The organism is Streptomyces sp. NPDC056222, assembly GCF_042264065.1.
Lineage (GTDB): Bacteria > Actinomycetota > Actinomycetes > Streptomycetales > Streptomycetaceae > Streptomyces.
This window is the reverse complement of the sequence record NZ_JBHJTL010000001.1, coordinates 169197-186308: the sequence shown is the minus strand read 5'-3', so window position 1 is coordinate 186308 and position 17112 is coordinate 169197. Positions and strand designations below refer to the sequence as shown.

Sequence of the window (17112 nt, the reverse complement as noted above, 5' to 3'; positions counted from 1 at the left end):
ACGGCGGGGCCTTGCCCTTGGGGGGGGCGGCCGGGGCGCCCTCCAAGGGCCCGCCATGTCGGCCGTGTCAGCCGCCGGGGTGAACGCACGAGTCGGGAGCGCCTGGCAGACGGCGCCCGGCGAGTCGGGTCCTCGGCGGCCAGTCGAAAATTCCATGTCGGCTCCGGCGGCCGCGGACGTAGCCTCGGGGCGTGCTCCAACTCGTCCTCGCCGCCTCCGTGTTCACCGTGGCCACTGTCGTCTACGGTGCCATCGGCGTCGGGTGGTGGCGTCGGGCCCGGATCCGGCGCGAAATCCTCCGGGTGGTCGCCACCCTGGACCTCGAGCCGTACCACGTCGCGGTGATGGAGAACCGGGAGACAGAGGCGGCCGCCGCCGAGCTGCTGCTCTGTGGATACCTCGACATCGATGAGGATGGGGCGGCGTTCCTGACCGAGGCGGGCCGCGACCCCGGCCGTACGCCCGCCCAAACGCTGCCCGCCGCCCTGCTGGAGGCGGTGCGCCGGCACGATCCCGAGCCGGTGTCGATCGGCTGGATCGACTGGTCCGACGTGGAGTACCGGACGCGGCGCAGCGCGTACCGCAGCGAGCAGGACGCCCTGATGCCCGAGATCCCGCGCATGCCGGACGGCGAGGGGCGGCAGCTACTGGCCTGCTGCGCCTGCACGGGCGTCGTCCTGCTGGTCTGGTTCTGGCTCGTGGCGGCCGTGCTGCTGGTGATGGTGCGCCCGCACGGCCTCCAGGCGTGGGCCGCTGCGGCGGCGGCCGCGGCGGGCCTGGCGGCGCTCTGGTACGCAGACGAGGCAAACAAGGCGGTCCGTGCCCGCACCGCATGCCAGGATCCTCTGGGAGACCGGTACCGCGCGGAGTCGCATCCCTCCCTCGCGGCTCTGGACGAGCAGCAGCGGTTCCACGTCCTCAGGAGCATCCGCGACCACAGCACGTGGCGGGGCATCGACGTGGAACTCCACGAGGACAGCGACGAGGACGACGACTGGACGGACGACGACTGGTGGGCGGACGCGTACCGTTACCGCGCGTCCGACCACGACGAGGAGTCCGACAGCAGGGACGATCCCGACGACAGGTTCGACGGCGACACCCGAGGCATGCCTCCTGGGACGTGTCCGTCCGGTGCAACGACCGCCTCGTGCACCGGTCGTTGCACAGGACATGGAGCGGGGTGATCTCGCGGAGCGAGGACGTCCTACGAACGTCGCCGTCCGCGGTCGGCCGACGGAACCCTGGAACGAGGTCGGCGAGCTCGCCGCGTACACGGTCCGCCCGCCTCCCCCGCCGGATGTCACCACCCGGCGGGGGCCGCTCTGTCGTACGAGGTGCTCAGCGCCTCACTTGAGGGCGTAGGCCCGCGTGATCGTCTGAACGGTGCGGCTGCCCGCGGAGTCCCAGACCTCGGTCTTGAGGGTCACGAAACCGTTGGTGTCGGCCAGCTTGGGGTGCCACAGCAGCGCCTGGAAGGAGTTGTCGTCCTTGCGCAGCATCGCGGCGGACTTCCAGGTGGCGCCGTCGTCGTACGAGACGGAGACCTTGGCGCCGGCGACCGCCGTGGAGCCGGCCCAGCCCTTGGGGCGTGCCGCGTCGACGGTGAAGGTGTACGGCAGTCCGGCCTGTGCCTGGTTGAGCACGTTCAGCGGCAGGTCGTAGTCGAGCAGGAGCACGGGCATGGACTCACAGAGCTTGGGCGTGGGAATGAACGCCGTGTCGCAGTCCTTGATGGCCATGGTGGTCGGTGCCGCCTGGCTGAAGTTCCACTCCGTGCTTATCTGGCGGCCCAGGGTGACGCCCGGGACGTCCTTGGTCAGCTTCTGGTCGAGGACGTACCGGTAGTCGGCCTTCTCCTGCGCCAGCTGGCCGAAGCCGGTGATCGGCTGCCCGTTGAGATAGAAACTCCAGGTGCCTGTCAGGCCCGACAGGGTGTGGGTGGGATCGCTGTCGGCACCGTTGCTGCCCGGAAGGTTCTGCCAGACGTCGGAGCGGCAGAACACACACGGCCCGAACTCGTACTGGGACAGGCGCATCGGCGCGTCGAACCAGCTCCGGGTGTAGGACTTGCCCGGGGTGAGATAGGTGGTGCGCTGGCCGTTCATCCGCCAGGTCGAGGAGTTGAAGTTGGCCGACACGCTCGGCTGGTACGTCACCCCGGTGCCCGCGAGGAAGTAGTCGTCGCGGGTGGTGCCCTGGTAGAGGGGCTGGCCGACGGAGCCGGTGCTCACCTGCAGGGGACCCCAGATGTTGATGTTCTCGGCGCCCAGGCGCCGGGCTCCGTCGGAGTGGAACGTATTGGTGACCTTGGCGAAGTGCCTGACGTCGACGGTCTTGGCCAGGTCGGCGGGGATCCGGTCGTCGGTGAAGTGCGGGTTGTAGGTGTAGCCCGATTCCAGGACGCCCTTCAGGGCGATCCGGACCTTGTCCTTGGCCAGCACCTTGAGAGTTGCGGCGTTGGCGTACGTGACGTGGGCGACCGGGATGGTCTGGCCGGCGGGGACGCCGCTTCCGCTCGGCCCGGGGTTTGCAGGGGCCACGATCATCGCGACGGCTCCGGCAGCCGCGGCCCTGACGGCCTGGTCGTCGGCCTTGGTGATGTCGGGCACGGAGACCAGAACGGTCTTGCCCTTGACGTCGGTACCGGCGAAGTCCTGCTCGGTGCCGGCGCCCAGGTCGACCAGCTCGGTGTGCTTGGTGCCCTCGAAGCGCTTCGCGTTCACCGAGGACTTCAGCGGAATGGTCACGTGCCCGGGGCCCGTCACCTCTAGCTGGACCAGCGGTTCGCGACGGGCCAGGGCGGTCTCCAGGCGCAGCGCGCCGGTGGTGGCGCCGTCACTGGGGATGGCACCTTGCCTCGTGTCGGCGAGGTTGAGCAGGTTGCCGATGCCGGCGAAGTTCGAGTAACCGCCTGCGGTGCCGGGGTCACGGACGATGAACGTGGTCACCTGGCCGTTCTCCAGGGGCCGGTTCTCACCCTTGATGTTCACGCTGAGGTCGGTGGCGGTGGTGCCGTCGACGGTGAGGGTCTGGTCCCGGTCACTCACCTCGATGTTCGGCACGCTGAACAGGTCGGCCGCGTAGGAGACCGCACCTCCGGCGGGGTCCGCCGAGTAGAGCGAGCCCTCGATGGAGTACTTGCCGAGCGGTACCGACAGGGTGACGGTGCCGTTGTCGTACAAGGTCTGGCTCTGCCAGACCTTGTTGTCCACCCCGTGCAGGGTGAACTTGAGCGCCTTGGGGGTCTTTCCGAAGCGGTCCGTGGCCTTCAGCGTGACCTCGTGCTGCTCGACGGAGGTGACGAAGCCGAGTGCGGCGTGCACCGACTCGCCGCTGTCGGAGGTGGCGGTGACCGAGCCGCCGTACTGACCGGTCTTCAGGCCGTTGTTGTCGAGCGTGACGGCGACCTCGGCGGTGCCGCCGGCCGGGACGGTGACCCGGCCGCCGGAAAGCCCCGCTCCCGACAGCGACAGTGTGCCGGCCGGGACCGCGGTGCCGCTCGCGTCCTTGGCGTCGGCCGTCACGGTCACCACGGTGTCGGTCGCGGCGTTGTTGTGCAGCGTCAGGGTGCGACTGCGCGTGGGGTAGGTGCCCTTCTGCCACGGTATGACGCGGAAGTCGGCGGTGCCGGACAGCTCCAGCGACGGGTCGAGGGCGGCAGGGATGTCGACCCGGCCGTAACCCTGCTGGTAGACGGTCTGCCCGGCGGCGGACTTGGCGTGCGTGGTCAGGGCCTCCTTGATCCGCTCTCCCGTCCACTCGGGATGGCGGTGCTTGAGGATCGCGGCGGCCCCGGACACGTGGGGGGTGGCCATCGAGGTGCCGTTGGCCGAGGTGTAGTTGGCGTCCACGGGGGTGCCCATGGCGGTGCCGGCCGCGCGGGCGGCGACGATGGCCACACCTGGCGCGGTGATCTCGGGCTTCATCGCCATGTCGCCGAGCCGCGGGCCGCGGCTGGAGAACGGGGCGAGCGCGTCGGACTTGTCGACGGCGCCGACGGTGAGGGCCGAGTCTGCGGCGCCGGGGGTGCCGAGGGTGCTGTCGCCGGGGCCGCTGTTGCCCGCGGCGATGACGAACAGGGTGTCCGAGGAGGCGCTGAGCGAGTCGACCGCCACGGTCAGCGGGTCCTCACCGGGAGCGTCGTCGCCGCCGAGGCTCATGCTGACGATGTCGGCACCCTCGGCGACGGCCCACTCCATGCCGGCCAGGATGCTGGAGGTCGGGCCCTGGCCGGTGTTGCTGAGCACCTTGCCGATCAGCAGGTCGGCGCCCGGGGCGACGCCCTTGTGCTTGCCGCCGGAGTTGGCGCCACTGCCCGCGACGGTGGCCGCGACATGGGTGCCGTGGCCATGGCCGTCCTGGACCCCCTGGCCGCTGATGAAGCTCTGGCTGCCGACGATCTCCGACTTGATGTCGGCGTTGTTCAGGTCGGCACCGGTGTCCAGGACAGCGACCTTCACGCCCTTGCCGTCGTACCCCTTGGCCCAGGCCTCCGGGGCACCGATCTGGGGCACGCTCCGGTCCAGCGCGACCTCGGCCTTGCCGTCGTACCAGAGCTTGGTCACCCCGGCCGTGCCGGGCGCCGCCGCGCCACGGGTCTTGCCGGCCTTCGGATTGACGGACTGCCAGAAGTCCTTCGCGTACTGCTTGTGGACGTGCACCGAGGACAGCCCGAGGCGGGGCATGACGCGCTTGCTCTCACTGCCCGGCAGGTCCTCGGACTTCGTTCTCAGCGCCGCTGCGTCGGGCTTGCCCTGGAAGTCGACGATGGCCGGGAGTTCGGCGGACTCGGTGTCGGCGTATCCGTCCCGTATCAGCCGGCTGACATTGAACAACTCGCGGTCCACCGTGCCCGAGGAGAGCGCCGTTGCCGTGTCGTCCGGGTAGACGTAGACATCGCCGTTCCGACCGCTGGTGAACTCGAAGATCCTGGACGTCCCCTCCGCCGACAGGACCTGCACCGCCTGACGGCCGCCGGGCTCGGTGGTCAGCGAGACGGTGTCGCCGGTGATCAGGGTGACGGCCGACGTGGTCGCCCCCTTCCGCAGCTCCGGCCGACCGGTCAGGTCCTGGGGTGTCGCTGCGGTCGCCGTCGGGAGCTGGCTCGTCAGTGACAGTGCGACTGTCACCGCGATCCCGCTGACGAGGGCTCTGCGCCGTCGTCCGAGGCGGGCTGTCTGCATCAGGTGTCCTTTCGCGGGCTCAACATGTGGGCGCGTCAGGGCAATTGATGCCTGATGGTTCCCGACCGAACGTCCGGCCGATGACGCGCCAACCGGAACCTAGCTGTCCGGTCAGGGCGCCATCCAGAGCCTGGGTGGCGCATACATGCCAACTGGCGCATCGTGGCCAGGCGGTGGCACTACGGTCACCCGCCGAAGCGACGAAGAGGTCCCTTACGCGGAGCTGTCCATGTGCATCCCGTTCACGTCGGACAGCGTGATCCAGCCCCGCTCGGACGCCTGCCAGCCCAGTTGCATGCGGCTCGAGGCGCCGGCCAGGTCCATGAGGCCGCGGATGCGGCGGTTGACCGTCCGCTTGCCGATGTCCAGTTGCCGGGCGATCGCGTCGTCGGTCAGACCGGACAGCAGCAGGATCAGGAGCTGGATCTCCGCACCCGATAGATCGCTTCTGCCGCGTGTGCGGGAGAGCCGCGGTTCCAGCGGGAGTGCCGACGCCCACGCGAGTTCGAAGAGTGCGATCAGGGCATCGAGCAGGGGCCCTTGGTGAATCTGCACGACGACACCCGGCGATCTCCCGCCGTCCGTCCGCAGTGCCACGAGAGCGGCGGATCTGTCGACGATGACGAGTTTGACGGGCACCTTGCCGAGCACACGTGCCTGTTCACCGGCATCCGCATACAGGCGCATCTCCCCCTGTGCTCCGTCCTCCTCGATCGCGGCGCGGTCGTACACCGTGCGGTAGTGAATGCCCGCGGTCAGCTGTTCGAGCTCGGCCGCGTTGATGTCCTCGTCCACCAGATACGGCGCCGTGTCGAAGCGCAGCACCTCCTGGCGCGCGTGGCGCTGGATCTGTTCGTACCGCTGCGCCAGCGTCTCGTCCGGCACGATCTCGGCGATCTCCTCCAGAGAGGCTGTTCCGGGCGCGGTGCGGTACTCCTTGGTGAGCTGTCTCAGCACCCCCCTGACGGACTGGAGTTCGTTCATCCGCAACAGCAGCAGCGTTTCCCCGGCGATGTCCGGCGGGGCGGGTATCAGTTGCGCTGGCCGGTCGTCGGTGATGGTGACGAGGCCCTTGTCCGCGAGCCCTCTCAGAGCGTCGTCGAGATGTTCGCCGCGCAGCCCGAGCCGCCGCCCCACACGGTCGACCCCGCTTCGGCCACACCCCACCAGCAGTTGGTACACCTGAGACTCGGCCGTGCTCAGGCCCAGCGCCTCCAGCATGCATGTCCTTTCTTCGCCGATTCCTTGCGCGCCTCCTCTGCGGACGGCTGCCCCGGGAACCGTGGTCCGTTCCCGGGGTGACAGCGCCGTAGGGTTTCACCCGCGGGAACGCCGCCTCATCGCCCGAATCACCACGACCGCGAACAGCACGGCCGCCGCGGGTGCCGCAGCCTTCCTGAGCAGCACGGGCAGCGCCGCCGCACCCAGGTCGACGGCCGCCGGCTCGGGCGCGAGCCGGCCCTGGAGGGTATCCGCCGTGCCCGTCGTGGAGACCGCGGACGCGGCGGGTCCGGCGTCCCGCAGCAACTCTTCGAGCCGGGCGGCGAACTGCTGAACGATGCGATCGCCCACCTCGGTCATGATGCCCCGGCCGAACTGTGCCGGCCGGCCGGTGATGTCGAGGTCCGTGCGTACGCGCACCAGGGTGCCGGCCGGGTCGAGGGCCAGCGTCGCGGTGACCGTGGCCGACGCTGTGCCCGCGCCGCGGGTCTCGCTCCCGCTGAGGTCCAGGAGCATCGAGCGGGCGGCGGCATCGCGGGTGACGGTGCCCTCCCCGCGGTAACTCATCTGCACCGCGCCGACCTTTACCTTGACGCGGCCGGTGAAGGAGTCGCCGTCGAGGGTGTCCAGCACGGCGCCGGGCATACAGGGCGCGACCCGGCCGAGGTCCTGGAAGAGCTTCCAGGCCTCGTCGAGGTCGGCAGGGACGGTGAAGGAGTGGTCGAGCTTCATAGTTGTCCAATCAGGGGGCGGCCGGCCGTTGGATGAGGAGCCGGTTCAGGTGCGGGGCGGACTCAGGTGTCGGCTGTCGTACGGATCAGCGCGCGCACCCGGCTCGGCGAGAGGGGGCCGCGGCGTACGACGACGTCGAACGGGCGCAGCGCGTCCTCGACGGCGCCGGCGAGGACCGCCTGCGGGGCGATCGCACCCCCTTCGCCGAGTCCCTTGACGCCGAGGTCGTTCATGGGGCTCGGGGTGAAGATCTCGTCCATGTCGAGGTCGGGGATCTCCGAAGACGTGGGCACCAGATAGTCCATGTAGCTGCCGGTGCGGGGCTGACCGTCGGGGCCGTAGACCATCTCCTCGTACAGCGCTCCGCCGATCCCCTGCGCGATGCCGCCGGTGACCTGTCCTTCCGCGATCATCGGGTTGACGATGTTGCCCGCGTCGTGGACGACGACGTAGTGCAGGATCTCGATCTCGCCCGTGTGTTCGTCGACCTCGACGACAGCCGCATGCGCTCCGCTCGCGACCGCGAAACCCGGTGGGCGGAAGTGCACGGTCTCGCTGATCTCGGTGCCGTGGCGGCCGTCGGTGGGTTCGGGGGTGCCGGGCAGCGGTGCCTTCCCGGCCAGTTCCGCCAGGCTGATGGACGGGCCGCCCGGTTCCTTGGCCCGGACGATGCCGTCGCTCAGGTCGAGGGAGTCCGCAGCGACGCCGAGGCGGCGGGCTGCCGCTTCGACGATCTTCTCGCGGACGAGTCGGCCTGCCCGGTGGGTGGCGTTCCCTGCGTTGACCAGGGCACGGCTGGCGATGGTGCCCACCCCGAACGGAGTGGCTTCGGTGTCGCCGCCGACCACGTCGATGACGTCGAGCGGCACTCCGATGGCGTCGGCGGCGATCTGCGCCATGGAGGTGCGGTGTCCCTGCCCCTGGGAGGGGGCGCCGATGGCGAGCCGCACCCGGCCGCTGGGGGCGACGTCGATGCGCGCGGTCTCGAACGGTCCGAGGCCGGTGGCCTCTATGTACATGGCGAATCCGATGCCGACGTGCTTGCCGTCACGGGCGCCTGCGCGTTGCCGGGCACGTACCTGCTCGACGTCGGCCTTCGCGACGGCACGGCGCAGGAGTTCGGGGAAGTCCCCGGAGTCGTAGGACTGCGGTCTGCCCGAGCGGTCCACCAGGCCGGTCTCGTACGGCATCTCTTCTGGCCGCACGAGATTGCGCGCCCTCAGTTCCTCCGGCTCGATGCCCAGTTCCACGGCCAGCCGGTCCATGGCCCGCTCCATGGCGAAGACCGTCTCCGGGCGTCCGGCTCCCCGGTACGGCGTGGCGAAGGTGGTGTTGGTGAGCACGCCGACGACGTCGATGTGCACGTTCGGGACGCGGTAGGGGCCCAGGAGGTGGCACAGCGAGTTGTACGGCACGACCAGGCCGGTCATGTTGTACGCGCCGAAGTTGACGGTGATCCGGTCGCGTACGGCCAGGAGGCGACCTTCGGCGTCCGCGGCGAGTTCGATGTGGTGGATCTGTTCGCGGGCGTGCGAGGAGGCGGTGAGGTTCTCGTTGCGGTCCTCGCGCCACAACACGGGACGGCCGAGGCGGCGTGCGGCGTGCGGGATGAGAAGTTCCTCGACGTAGAGGATGCCCTTCTGGCCGAAGCCTCCTCCGACGTCGGCCGCGATGACGTGGACCGTGGCGGCTTCAAGGCCGAGGGTGTGGGCGATGGCGTCCCGCAGCCGGTGCGGGGTCTGGGTGCCCGACCAGACGGTCAGCCGACCGCTGTACGGATCGACCTGGGCCGAGATCGCGCGGGTCTCGATCGGCGAGGCGACGTACCGGTGGGCCTCGAACCGCTCGCTCACCACTGCGTGCGCGCCGGCGAACGCGGCTTCCGGGTCACCGACACGGGTGGCGACGGCGACCGCGGTGTTGTCCGGCAGGTCCTCGTGAAGCCGGGTCGCGTCCTCGTCCAGGGCGTGTTCGGGGTCGACGAGGACTGCCAGCGGGGCGTACCGCACCTCGACGAGTTCCAGGGCGTCCTCGGCGAGGTAGCGGTTCTCGGCGAGGACGACGGCGACGGGCTGGCCGACGTAGAGGACCTTGTCGCGGGCGAGCAAGGGCATGGGGGTCATCCGGACCAGCGGGTCCAGCAGTTCGGCGAGGCCCGGCGGGGTGCGCAGTTCTTCCTTGTTCAGCATCGCGGGCAGGTCCGCCACGTCGTCGCCGGTCCACACGGCGACGACTCCGGGTGCGGCCACGGCCGCGGTCACATCGACCGACTCGATACGGGCGTGGGCGTGCGGGCTGCGCAGGAAGGCGGCCTCGACGCCGCCGGGGAGGGCGATGTCGTCGACGTAGCGGCCGTTGCCGCGCAGCAGCCGGTCGTCCTCGACGCGGGGGACGGACCGGCCGATCCAGCTGGTGTCGCCGGACCGGGCCCGGTCGGAATCGTGGGACATGCGGGTCACTCCCCGAATCGCTCGTCGAGTGCCTGGCACACGGCACGGCGGATGTTGCGGTAGCCGGTGCACCGGCACAGGTGCCCGCTGAGCGCGTCGGCGACTTGTTCCTCGTCGGGGCGCTCGAGCTGCTCGGCCAGGGCGGTCGCGGTCATGACGAATCCGGGTGTGCAGAAACCGCACTGCATGCCGTGGCACTCGTGGAAGGCTCGCTGCACGGGGGTGAGCGGGGCGTCGCCGGGGGCGAGTCCCTCGACGGTGCGAATCGCGGCACCGGCGCATTGCACAGCCAGGGTCAGGCAGGTGCGCACCGGCTCGTCGTCGACGAGAACGGTGCAGGCCCCGCAGACTCCGTGTTCGCAGCCGACATGGGTGCCGGTGAGGCCGAGCCGGTCGCGCAGGAAGTCGCTGAGCAGCAGCCTCGACTCGACCTGGGCGGTGACCGGTCGTCCGTTGACGGTGAGGCTGATCTCGTGCCAGGCGGAGGGCTCGGCGAGCGGCGGTGTGCTCGCGTCGAGCGGGGTGGGGACCGAGGGGGTCATCAGCAGCGCTCCCAGGCGGTGGTGCAGGCGCGGACGAGGAGGTGAGCGGCGCCCTCGCGCCGGTACTCGGCGGTGGCGTGGACGTCGTCGGAAGGGGTGAGGCCGGAGAGTGCGGCGTCGGCCGCCGCGGCGAGAGCCTGCTCGCCGACGTCGCTCCCCACGAGTGCGTCCTCCGCCGCGGGCAGCCGTACGGGGACGGGGCCCGCGCCGCAGAAGACCACGCGGGCGGAGCGGCAGGTCCCGGTGGAGGTGTCCCGCTCCAGGACGGCGGCCACGCCCACGGTGGCGAAGTCGCCATGTCTGCGGGTGAGTTCTTCGAAGGCCCAGCCGTGGCCTGCCGGGAGCGGCGGGAACACGACCTCGGTGAGGAGCTCGTCCGCTTCGACGGCCGTGGAGAAGGTGGCGACGAAGAAGTCCTCGGCGGTGACCGTACGGGTGCCCCGCGGACCGGTGATCACGAAGCGGGAGTCCAGGGCCAGCGCCGCGGTGGGCAGCTCCGCGGCCGGGTCGTGATGGGCGAGGCTCCCGCAGACGGTGCCGCGATTGCGGATCTGAGGGTGTCCGATGTGACCGATCGCGGCGGCGAGCAGCGGCCATCCGTACCGTACCGCGTTGTCCGCGGCGGCGTGGGCCTGCCGTACGGCGGCTCCGATGCGGAGGTTGCCCGACGCGTCCACGTGGAGGCGGCCGAGCTCGGGGATCCGGGTGATGTCCACGAGCAGCTCGGGCCTGGCGAGACGCATGTTCAGCATGGGGATCAGGGACTGGCCGCCCGCCACGACCTTGGCCTCCCGCTCCTCGTCGGCGAGGAGGGCGACCGCCTCGCCGACGGTGCTGGGGGCGGTGTAGTCGAAGGGTGTGGGTTTCAACCTGCTGCCACCGGACCTCTCGTGTCGTCGTCGCGCCGTGGCATTCGACACGGACCGATCATCTAGTACCTGAAATGATTTACATTAAAGTTTCTTCTTGGCAAGAGGCTGCTCGAGATTTCACGGTCCGCGGAGGCGACATGCGACACGTCATCGACCAGGCAGCCGCCTGGCAACTCTCCGGAACGCGCTTCGCCATGGCGACCGTCGTGCGGACCTGGGGCTCGTCCCCGCACGCCTCGGGTGCGTCGATGCTCGTGTCCGAGGAAGGCCGCATCGTCGGCAGCGTCTCCGGCGGCTGTGTCGAAGCCGCCGTCTGCGCGATCGCGGAGGAGGTACTCGCGGGAGCCGCGCCGGCGCTCGAGCGCTGGGGAGTCGGCGACGAGGACGCCTTTGCAGCGGGTCTGACCTGTGGCGGAACGATCGAGGTGCTGATCCGCGAGGTGGGTGCGGATGTACCGCTCGGCCGGCTCGCCGCCGACGTCGCGGCCGGCGTACCGGTGGCTCTGGTCACCCCCGTCGACAGCGGCGGCGGCCTGGTCGTCGGCGGAGGGACGACAATCGGTTCGCTGGGCGACCCACGGGCGGACCGGGCGGCGAGCCTGGCCGCGGAGGGCATGCTCGGACGCGGCGCCAGCGGGCTCGTGACCAGCGGAAACGGCGTAGGTGACGACAGCGCCTGCACGCCGGAACGCGAGCTGCTGGTGCAGTCCTTCGCCTCTCGGCCACGACTGCTGATCTTCGGCGCAGCCGAGTTCGCCCGGCCTTTGGCGGACATGGGGGCCGCGCTCGGGCACCGGGTGACGGTCTGCGACGCCAGGCCCGCGTTCGCGGCGGCCGAGCGCTTCCCGAGCGCCGACGATGTCGTAGCCGATCGGCCCGATCGCTGGTTCCACGCCCATGAGGACCTGGTCGATGCCGCCACCGCGGTGTGCGTACTGACCCATGACGCACGGTTCGACGTGCCGGTTCTCGCCCTGGCCCTGCGCAGCAGGGCGGGATACGTCGGAGCCATGGGCAGCCGCAGGACGCACGAGGACCGGCTGGAACGACTGCGCGCGGCGGGCACGACCGAAGCCGAACTCGCACGGCTGCGCTCGCCGATCGGGCTGGATCTCGGCGGCCGGGGCTCCGAAGAGACCGCCCTGTCGATCATGGCGGAGATCGTCGCGGTGCGGCGCGGCGGCACCGCGCAGCCACTCACTCTGCGAACCGGCCGGATACACGAAGTGTGATCAATTTTGAACGACTGTTTTTATGAACGCTCGTTTAAACTGGACCCGTGGATCCAAGGAACGAGAGCAGTCGACGATCGGCCGCGACTCCCCCGCCGGAAACCGCCCGGGAAGCAGGGCAGCCGTCACAGCGCCGTCCCGGCTCCCATGACCCGCAGGGCAATCGCCGAGCGGTCCTCGACGCGGCCCGGCGGCTGTTCGGCGCGCACGGCTACAAGGGTGTGGGCGTCCGCGCCATCGCGGCCGAGGCGGGAGTGACACCCGGCCTGGTGATGGCGTACTTCGGCACCAAGGACGGTCTGTTCCGTGAGGCGGTGGGCGGCGGGTCGGGCGTCACCGACGACGTGCTGTCGGCCGCGGCCGGCAGCACCGGCGAGCTACCGGCCGCGCTGGCCCGCGCCTACCTCGATCGTTGGGACCGTCTGCCGACCGACGACCCCTGGCCCGCGCTGATCCGCTCGGCCGTCAGCCACCAGCCGAGCGCCGAGTTGTTGCGCACGATCCTGGAGAAGCAGGTCGGAGAACCTCTCGCGCGCCTCCTCGGCGACTCGGCCGACGCGGAGGTGCGCGCCGCTGTCATTCGGAGCGTCCTGTTCGGCGTGATCATGGAGCGCTACCTGTTCGCCCATGAACCGGCGGCCTCCGTCCCCACCGAAGAGCTCGCTCCGGCGTTGGCGGACGTGCTCACCACCGCTTTCGGCGCCGCTCCCGGCCTCGTTCCCCCGCCTGCGCCGGGTGGCTCGGCCGTCGGCGAGGACGAGTCCGTGCGCCCCGGCAGCGGCCGCTCCACCATCGGCGCCGCGAACACCCTGCCGCCTTCGGAGCCCGTACACCCCGAGCCTCTCCGCCCGGAGCCCGCGGCCCTGGTGGGGGACGACTCCCCCGCAGCCGTGTTCGCACAGCTCGACGAGTGCGCCGCTGTTCATCAGGGGCTGATCGGCAGAACCGTCCGCGAGTACGGCATCAGTCTGCCCGCCTACGACGTGCTCGCCGCTCTCCGCGAGGCGGGAGAGCCCTATCGCCGGACGACAGGTGAGGTGGCGGCGGCCGGCAGGGTCCGCGCGGGCGGTCTCACCCAGCACGCGGACCGTCTGGAGGCCGCGGGTCTGATCCGGCGGGAGCGCGACGCGGACGACCGCCGGATCATCCGGCTGTGCCTCACCCCGGAGGGTCTCGAACTGACCGAGCGAATCTTCGCCGTACGGTCGGCCCAGGAGCAGGAACTGCTCGCCGGGCTGGGCGCGACAGGCCGGCGCCGGCTCTCCGGGCTGCTCAGCGCTCTGAAACGCACCCTGGGGGCAGGTGTCCCGGAGCAGTGACGGCGTCCGGCGATGGCGGTTGTCGGCGCAGCGCGCATGGGGTGCCTCCCGTCATCCGGTGAGGCGATGTCAAGGGCCGCCCCGGCGTGGAGGAGCACGGCACATTCGGCGTCGCGAGCAACTCCGGGGGCGGAGGGGAATCAGCCCGCCGGGCCGCGTTCCGTCAGATCCGGACGGGCAGTTCGACCACGGCGGTGGTCGAGCCTGATCCCGGACTGTCCAGGCTCAGGGCGCCGTCGACCGATGCCAGCCGTTCACGAAGGCCCAGCAGGCCACTGCCCGCGCCGAACCGGGCCCCGCCCACGCCGTTGTCGTGAATCCGTATCCGCAGCCGGTCCCCGACGACAACCGCGTCCACCGACGCCTGCGTCGCTCCGCTGTGCTTGGCGATGTTCGTCAGCAGCTCGGCGACACAGAAGTACGCCACTCTCTCGATCACCGGGTCGGGTCGCTCGGTCACATCGACCTTCAGTGCGACCGGCACGCCGGCCTGCGCCGTCAATTGCGGCAGCGCGTCGGCGAGTCCCAGGTCGAGGGCGGCGGGGCTGATTCCGTCGATGAGGCGCCGCAGTTCCGCGATGGCCGCGTCGGTCTGGGTACGGGCCCGCGCGACGAGCTTGCGCGTCCGGTCGGCGGGCGGGGAGTCGTCCAGGGCGTCAGCGGTCAACGACAGTGTGATGGCGATCGCGACGAGTTGTGCCTGCGTACCGTCGTGCAGGTCCCGCTCGATCTGGCGCAGGCTTCGGGCGCTCTCCGTGAGGGCCGTGCTGCGAGCCCATTCGAGCGTCCGCACCCGCTGCTGTGCGACGGTGGGTCCGAGCAGCGTCCGGGCGAGCAGCCGGTGCAGCTTCATCATCGCGCCGACTGCCACCGGAGCAACCACCAGTGCGATCAGGCCGCCCGCCACTGCGGCGGTGCCCGGCCATAGCCCCGGCCGGTAGGTCAGCGCCCAGACGACGGACCATGCGCCGAGCGCCGGCAGAGCGACCGTCGCCACGAAGGCGATGACGTCGACCGGGAACCGGAGCGTCAGGTACAGCATGCTGCGCCAGGCGGTCGCGTCGGACAGGCTGCTCTGGATCCAGCGCATCACGCCGGGAGCGACCTGCGGTGGCGCGGGGGCGTCGACCGGCTCGCCGAGCAGTGCCCGGATCATCCGGACGTGGGCCCGGCCGAGGAAACGGGCACCCCTCAGGCCGACAGCGAGCGCCGGCAGTCCGATCAGGGTCAGCGACAGCAGACCGCCGACGTAGAGGACGGCCAGGACGTAGACAAAGCCGACCAGCGATATCGGCAGCCCGGCGAAAGCGTAGGCGGCCGCCGCCGGCCGTATCCTCCATCCCCTTTTCCGGGCCGCGTCCTCGGCCGTGGTCGCCGTCATGCGGTGGCCGCAGCCGAGACTGCCGGTTCCGACGTGGCCTTCACACCGGTGAGGAGGATCGTCGCGGCGGTCAGCACCACCACGCCCAGTATCAAGGGTCCGTGCGTCTCCAGCGGGATCGAGGGACGCAGACTGTCCGTGGCAGCCGCCGCGAACGCCATGCTCACGGGCGCCGCAACCCCGATCCCGATCAGTACTCCTGCCATCGCGGTCAGCACCGCCTCCGTGCCCAGCATCCGCAGCAGCTGGCGCCGGGTCGCACCGATCAGAGTGAGCAGCGCATACTCCCGCCGCCTCGCCGTCGTCAGCGACACGAGCGTGTTCACGGTGGCCACCGCGCCGAAGCCGGCCAGCATGGCGAGTTCCACCCCGCGCAGCCAGATGTCGCTCTCGGCGTAGGCGCCGGGCGGGGCGACCTTCTGGAACGTCCCCGTGATCGCGGCGAACGTCGTCGAGAGCCCGACCAGCAGCGCGATCGGCACCACCGCGGAGGACAGCCGATGGGCATGTCCCCGCAGGTTGTCGGCGGCGAGCCGGCCACCGGCGTCACCCCGGTGCCGCCTGCCCACCAGCCGGATCGGCAGGCCGAGCAGCACTATCGCGATCCGTGCCAGCAAGGGTCCGAGCAGCCCGACCGCGACCATGAGGACCAGCGCCCCGAGCAGGGCCGCCTGAGCGGCCTTGTCCACCGGCTGCCGTGCCGCGACCGCGCACAGGGCACCGGCGCCCGCGAGGACGAGCACACCCGCGATGCCCCGCACCCAGCCCAGTCGTCCCTGCTCGGCCGCCGTCTGCGCCATCGCCGCGGACGGCCTGCCGCGGACGGTACGACGCGCGGCGAGCTTCGCCGCGCCGACCCCGACCAGCACGGTCGCCGCCGTCCCGATCAGCATGGGAAACGGCGTCCACGGTACGCCGGCACCGGCCGGGGCCAGGCCGCGCGCGACGAGCTCGGTCAGGAACACCCGCGCGCCCCAGGAGCCGAGCACCCACGCCGGCGGAGAGACGAGCAGGGTCACCAGCACTACCTGGCACCTGATGAGCCGCTTGACCTGAACGGGCGTCGCCCCGCTCGTCCGTAGCAGAGCCATGTCGCGGGCCTGTCGGCGCACGGAGAACCCGAGCGTGTTCGCGACCACGAACAGAGCCATCACCATCGCGATCTCGCCGAACGCTCCACCGATCATCGCGAGCCGCGAGTCGCCGCCGCCGGCGATCGCCGTGGCGATGAGAGAGCCGAACAGCGTGATCACGGCGACGGCCAGCAAGAGCGCCGTGGCCAGCCCGGCGAACGAGCCGGGCCGGGCCCGCAGGGCCGCCAGCGCGAGCCTCAGCATGCCAGCCCACTCAGCTTCTCGGCGATCTGCGCCGCGGACGGGCGTACGAGGTCATCGACCAGAACACCGTCGGCGAGAACGACGACCCGGTCCGCGAAGCTCGCCGCGACCGGATCGTGCGTCACCATCACGCAGGTACGGCCCTCGGTATCCACCCGCTCGCGCAGCAGCCACAGCACTTCCCTGCTGGTGGAGCGGTCGAGCGCGCCGGTCGGCTCGTCGGCGAACAGGATCCGCGGCCGGCCGAACAACGCACGGGCCACGGCCACCCTTTGCTGCTGACCGCCGGAGAGGCGGCCGGGCCGTTCCTTTCTCCGGTCCGCCAGGCCCACCTGTGCGAGGGACTCGGTCACCCCGGCCCAGTCCACGCGCTTGCCCGCCAGCCGGGCCGGAAGGGCGACGTTCTGTTCGACCGTCATGGCCGGCATCAGGTTGTAAGCCTGGAAGATGAACCCCGCCTCGGCACGCCTCAGCTGCGCCAGCCGCCGCTCGGGCAGAGCGGTGATGTCCGTCGGACCCCAGCGGACGGTGCCCGACGTCTGCCTGTCCATTCCGGCGACACAGTGCAACAGGGTCGACTTCCCCGACCCGGAGGGGCCCATCACCGCGGTGAACGTACCGGCCGCGAAAGTGACGTCCACGCCACGCAGCGCATGGACCGCGTCGCGACCACGGCCGTACGTGCGGTGCAGGTTCTCGGCGCGGATTCCCAACCCCGATTCCATGGTGGGCCGGACAGTAGCTTGAGTGCTCAGTGACATGTCTCGATTCTCGGCAGCACGGCCTGTGCGCGACACCGTGCTACCTCCCGTCTTCAGGGTTCGGATATCCGCCCCTGGG

General features: G+C 70.8%; 12 protein-coding genes. 3 read left to right on the top strand and 9 right to left on the bottom strand.

Annotated elements, in window-relative coordinates:
• Positions 1–191: 191 nt before the first annotated feature.
• Positions 192–1187 (top strand): hypothetical protein, encoded by a 996-nt coding sequence (locus ACFC0D_RS00850; protein ID WP_376430199.1) that lies wholly within the window; start codon positions 192–194, stop codon positions 1185–1187.
• 162 nt (positions 1188–1349) lie between these two features.
• Here the strand turns inward: ACFC0D_RS00850 and ACFC0D_RS00845 are convergent, their stop codons facing one another.
• The 6 genes from ACFC0D_RS00845 to ACFC0D_RS00820 form a co-directional block, all read right to left on the bottom strand.
• A complete protein-coding gene (locus tag ACFC0D_RS00845) occupies positions 1350–5186 on the bottom strand; it encodes a S8 family serine peptidase (RefSeq protein ID WP_376430197.1) in 3837 nt (1278 codons plus the stop codon).
• A gap of 213 nt (positions 5187–5399) precedes the next feature.
• Entirely contained in the window at positions 5400–6407 is a 1008-nt protein-coding gene (locus ACFC0D_RS00840) for a helix-turn-helix domain-containing protein (protein ID WP_376430195.1), read from the bottom strand.
• Between the two features lie 96 nt (positions 6408–6503).
• Entirely contained in the window at positions 6504–7139 is a 636-nt protein-coding gene (locus ACFC0D_RS00835; RefSeq protein WP_376430193.1) for an SRPBCC family protein, read from the bottom strand.
• A 62-nt stretch (positions 7140–7201) separates the two neighbouring features.
• Positions 7202–9589, bottom strand: coding sequence for a xanthine dehydrogenase family protein molybdopterin-binding subunit (locus tag ACFC0D_RS00830; RefSeq protein ID WP_376430191.1), 2388 nt, complete (start codon positions 9587–9589; stop codon positions 7202–7204).
• A 5-nt stretch (positions 9590–9594) separates the two neighbouring features.
• Positions 9595–10131: a (2Fe-2S)-binding protein gene (locus ACFC0D_RS00825; RefSeq protein ID WP_376430189.1), complete on the bottom strand. Its 537-nt coding sequence runs from the start codon at positions 10129–10131 to the stop codon at positions 9595–9597.
• Positions 10131–11000, bottom strand: coding sequence for an FAD binding domain-containing protein (locus ACFC0D_RS00820; protein ID WP_376430187.1), 870 nt, complete (start codon positions 10998–11000; stop codon positions 10131–10133). Before ACFC0D_RS00820 ends, ACFC0D_RS00825 begins: the two co-directional genes overlap by 1 nt.
• A 140-nt stretch (positions 11001–11140) precedes the next feature.
• Here ACFC0D_RS00820 and ACFC0D_RS00815 point away from each other — a divergent pair, with 140 nt between their 5' ends.
• Together ACFC0D_RS00815 and ACFC0D_RS00810 are read left to right on the top strand one after the other, a co-directional pair.
• Positions 11141–12235: an XdhC family protein gene (locus ACFC0D_RS00815; protein ID WP_376430185.1), complete on the top strand. Its 1095-nt coding sequence runs from the start codon at positions 11141–11143 to the stop codon at positions 12233–12235.
• 47 nt (positions 12236–12282) lie between these two features.
• Complete coding sequence (locus tag ACFC0D_RS00810; protein WP_376430183.1) at positions 12283–13554, top strand: TetR family transcriptional regulator; 1272 nt, start codon at positions 12283–12285, stop codon at positions 13552–13554.
• Between the two features lie 163 nt (positions 13555–13717).
• Here ACFC0D_RS00810 and ACFC0D_RS00805 read toward each other — a convergent pair whose 3' ends face one another.
• Genes ACFC0D_RS00805 through ACFC0D_RS00795 form a run of 3 tightly spaced genes read right to left on the bottom strand, consistent with a single transcriptional unit; the run spans position 13718 to position 16997 of the window.
• Complete coding sequence (locus ACFC0D_RS00805; protein ID WP_376430181.1) at positions 13718–14935, bottom strand: sensor histidine kinase; 1218 nt, start codon at positions 14933–14935, stop codon at positions 13718–13720.
• Positions 14932–16272, bottom strand: a complete 1341-nt coding sequence (locus tag ACFC0D_RS00800) for an FtsX-like permease family protein (protein WP_376430179.1) — start codon at positions 16270–16272, stop codon at positions 14932–14934. Before ACFC0D_RS00800 ends, ACFC0D_RS00805 begins: the two co-directional genes overlap by 4 nt.
• Positions 16266–16997 (bottom strand): ABC transporter ATP-binding protein, encoded by a 732-nt coding sequence (locus ACFC0D_RS00795; protein WP_376430177.1) that lies wholly within the window; start codon positions 16995–16997, stop codon positions 16266–16268. Before ACFC0D_RS00795 ends, ACFC0D_RS00800 begins: the two co-directional genes overlap by 7 nt.
• Between the last annotated feature and the right edge of the window lie 115 nt (positions 16998–17112).

What these genes read in the sequence shown, in the direction of transcription:
- ACFC0D_RS00795 (WP_376430177.1), bottom strand. Translation starts at nt 16,997, where the DNA reads ATGGAATCGGGGTTGGGAATCCGCGCCGAGAACCTGCACCGCACGTAC.
- ACFC0D_RS00845 (WP_376430197.1), bottom strand. Translation starts at nt 5,186, where the DNA reads ATGCAGACAGCCCGCCTCGGACGACGGCGCAGAGCCCTCGTCAGCGGG.
- ACFC0D_RS00840 (WP_376430195.1), bottom strand. Translation starts at nt 6,407, where the DNA reads ATGCTGGAGGCGCTGGGCCTGAGCACGGCCGAGTCTCAGGTGTACCAA.
- ACFC0D_RS00830 (WP_376430191.1), bottom strand. Translation starts at nt 9,589, where the DNA reads ATGTCCCACGATTCCGACCGGGCCCGGTCCGGCGACACCAGCTGGATC.
- ACFC0D_RS00835 (WP_376430193.1), bottom strand. Translation starts at nt 7,139, where the DNA reads ATGAAGCTCGACCACTCCTTCACCGTCCCTGCCGACCTCGACGAGGCC.
- ACFC0D_RS00825 (WP_376430189.1), bottom strand. Translation starts at nt 10,131, where the DNA reads ATGACCCCCTCGGTCCCCACCCCGCTCGACGCGAGCACACCGCCGCTC.
- ACFC0D_RS00805 (WP_376430181.1), bottom strand. Translation starts at nt 14,935, where the DNA reads ATGACGGCGACCACGGCCGAGGACGCGGCCCGGAAAAGGGGATGGAGG.
- ACFC0D_RS00800 (WP_376430179.1), bottom strand. Translation starts at nt 16,272, where the DNA reads ATGCTGAGGCTCGCGCTGGCGGCCCTGCGGGCCCGGCCCGGCTCGTTC.
- ACFC0D_RS00815 (WP_376430185.1), top strand. Translation starts at nt 11,141, where the DNA reads ATGCGACACGTCATCGACCAGGCAGCCGCCTGGCAACTCTCCGGAACG.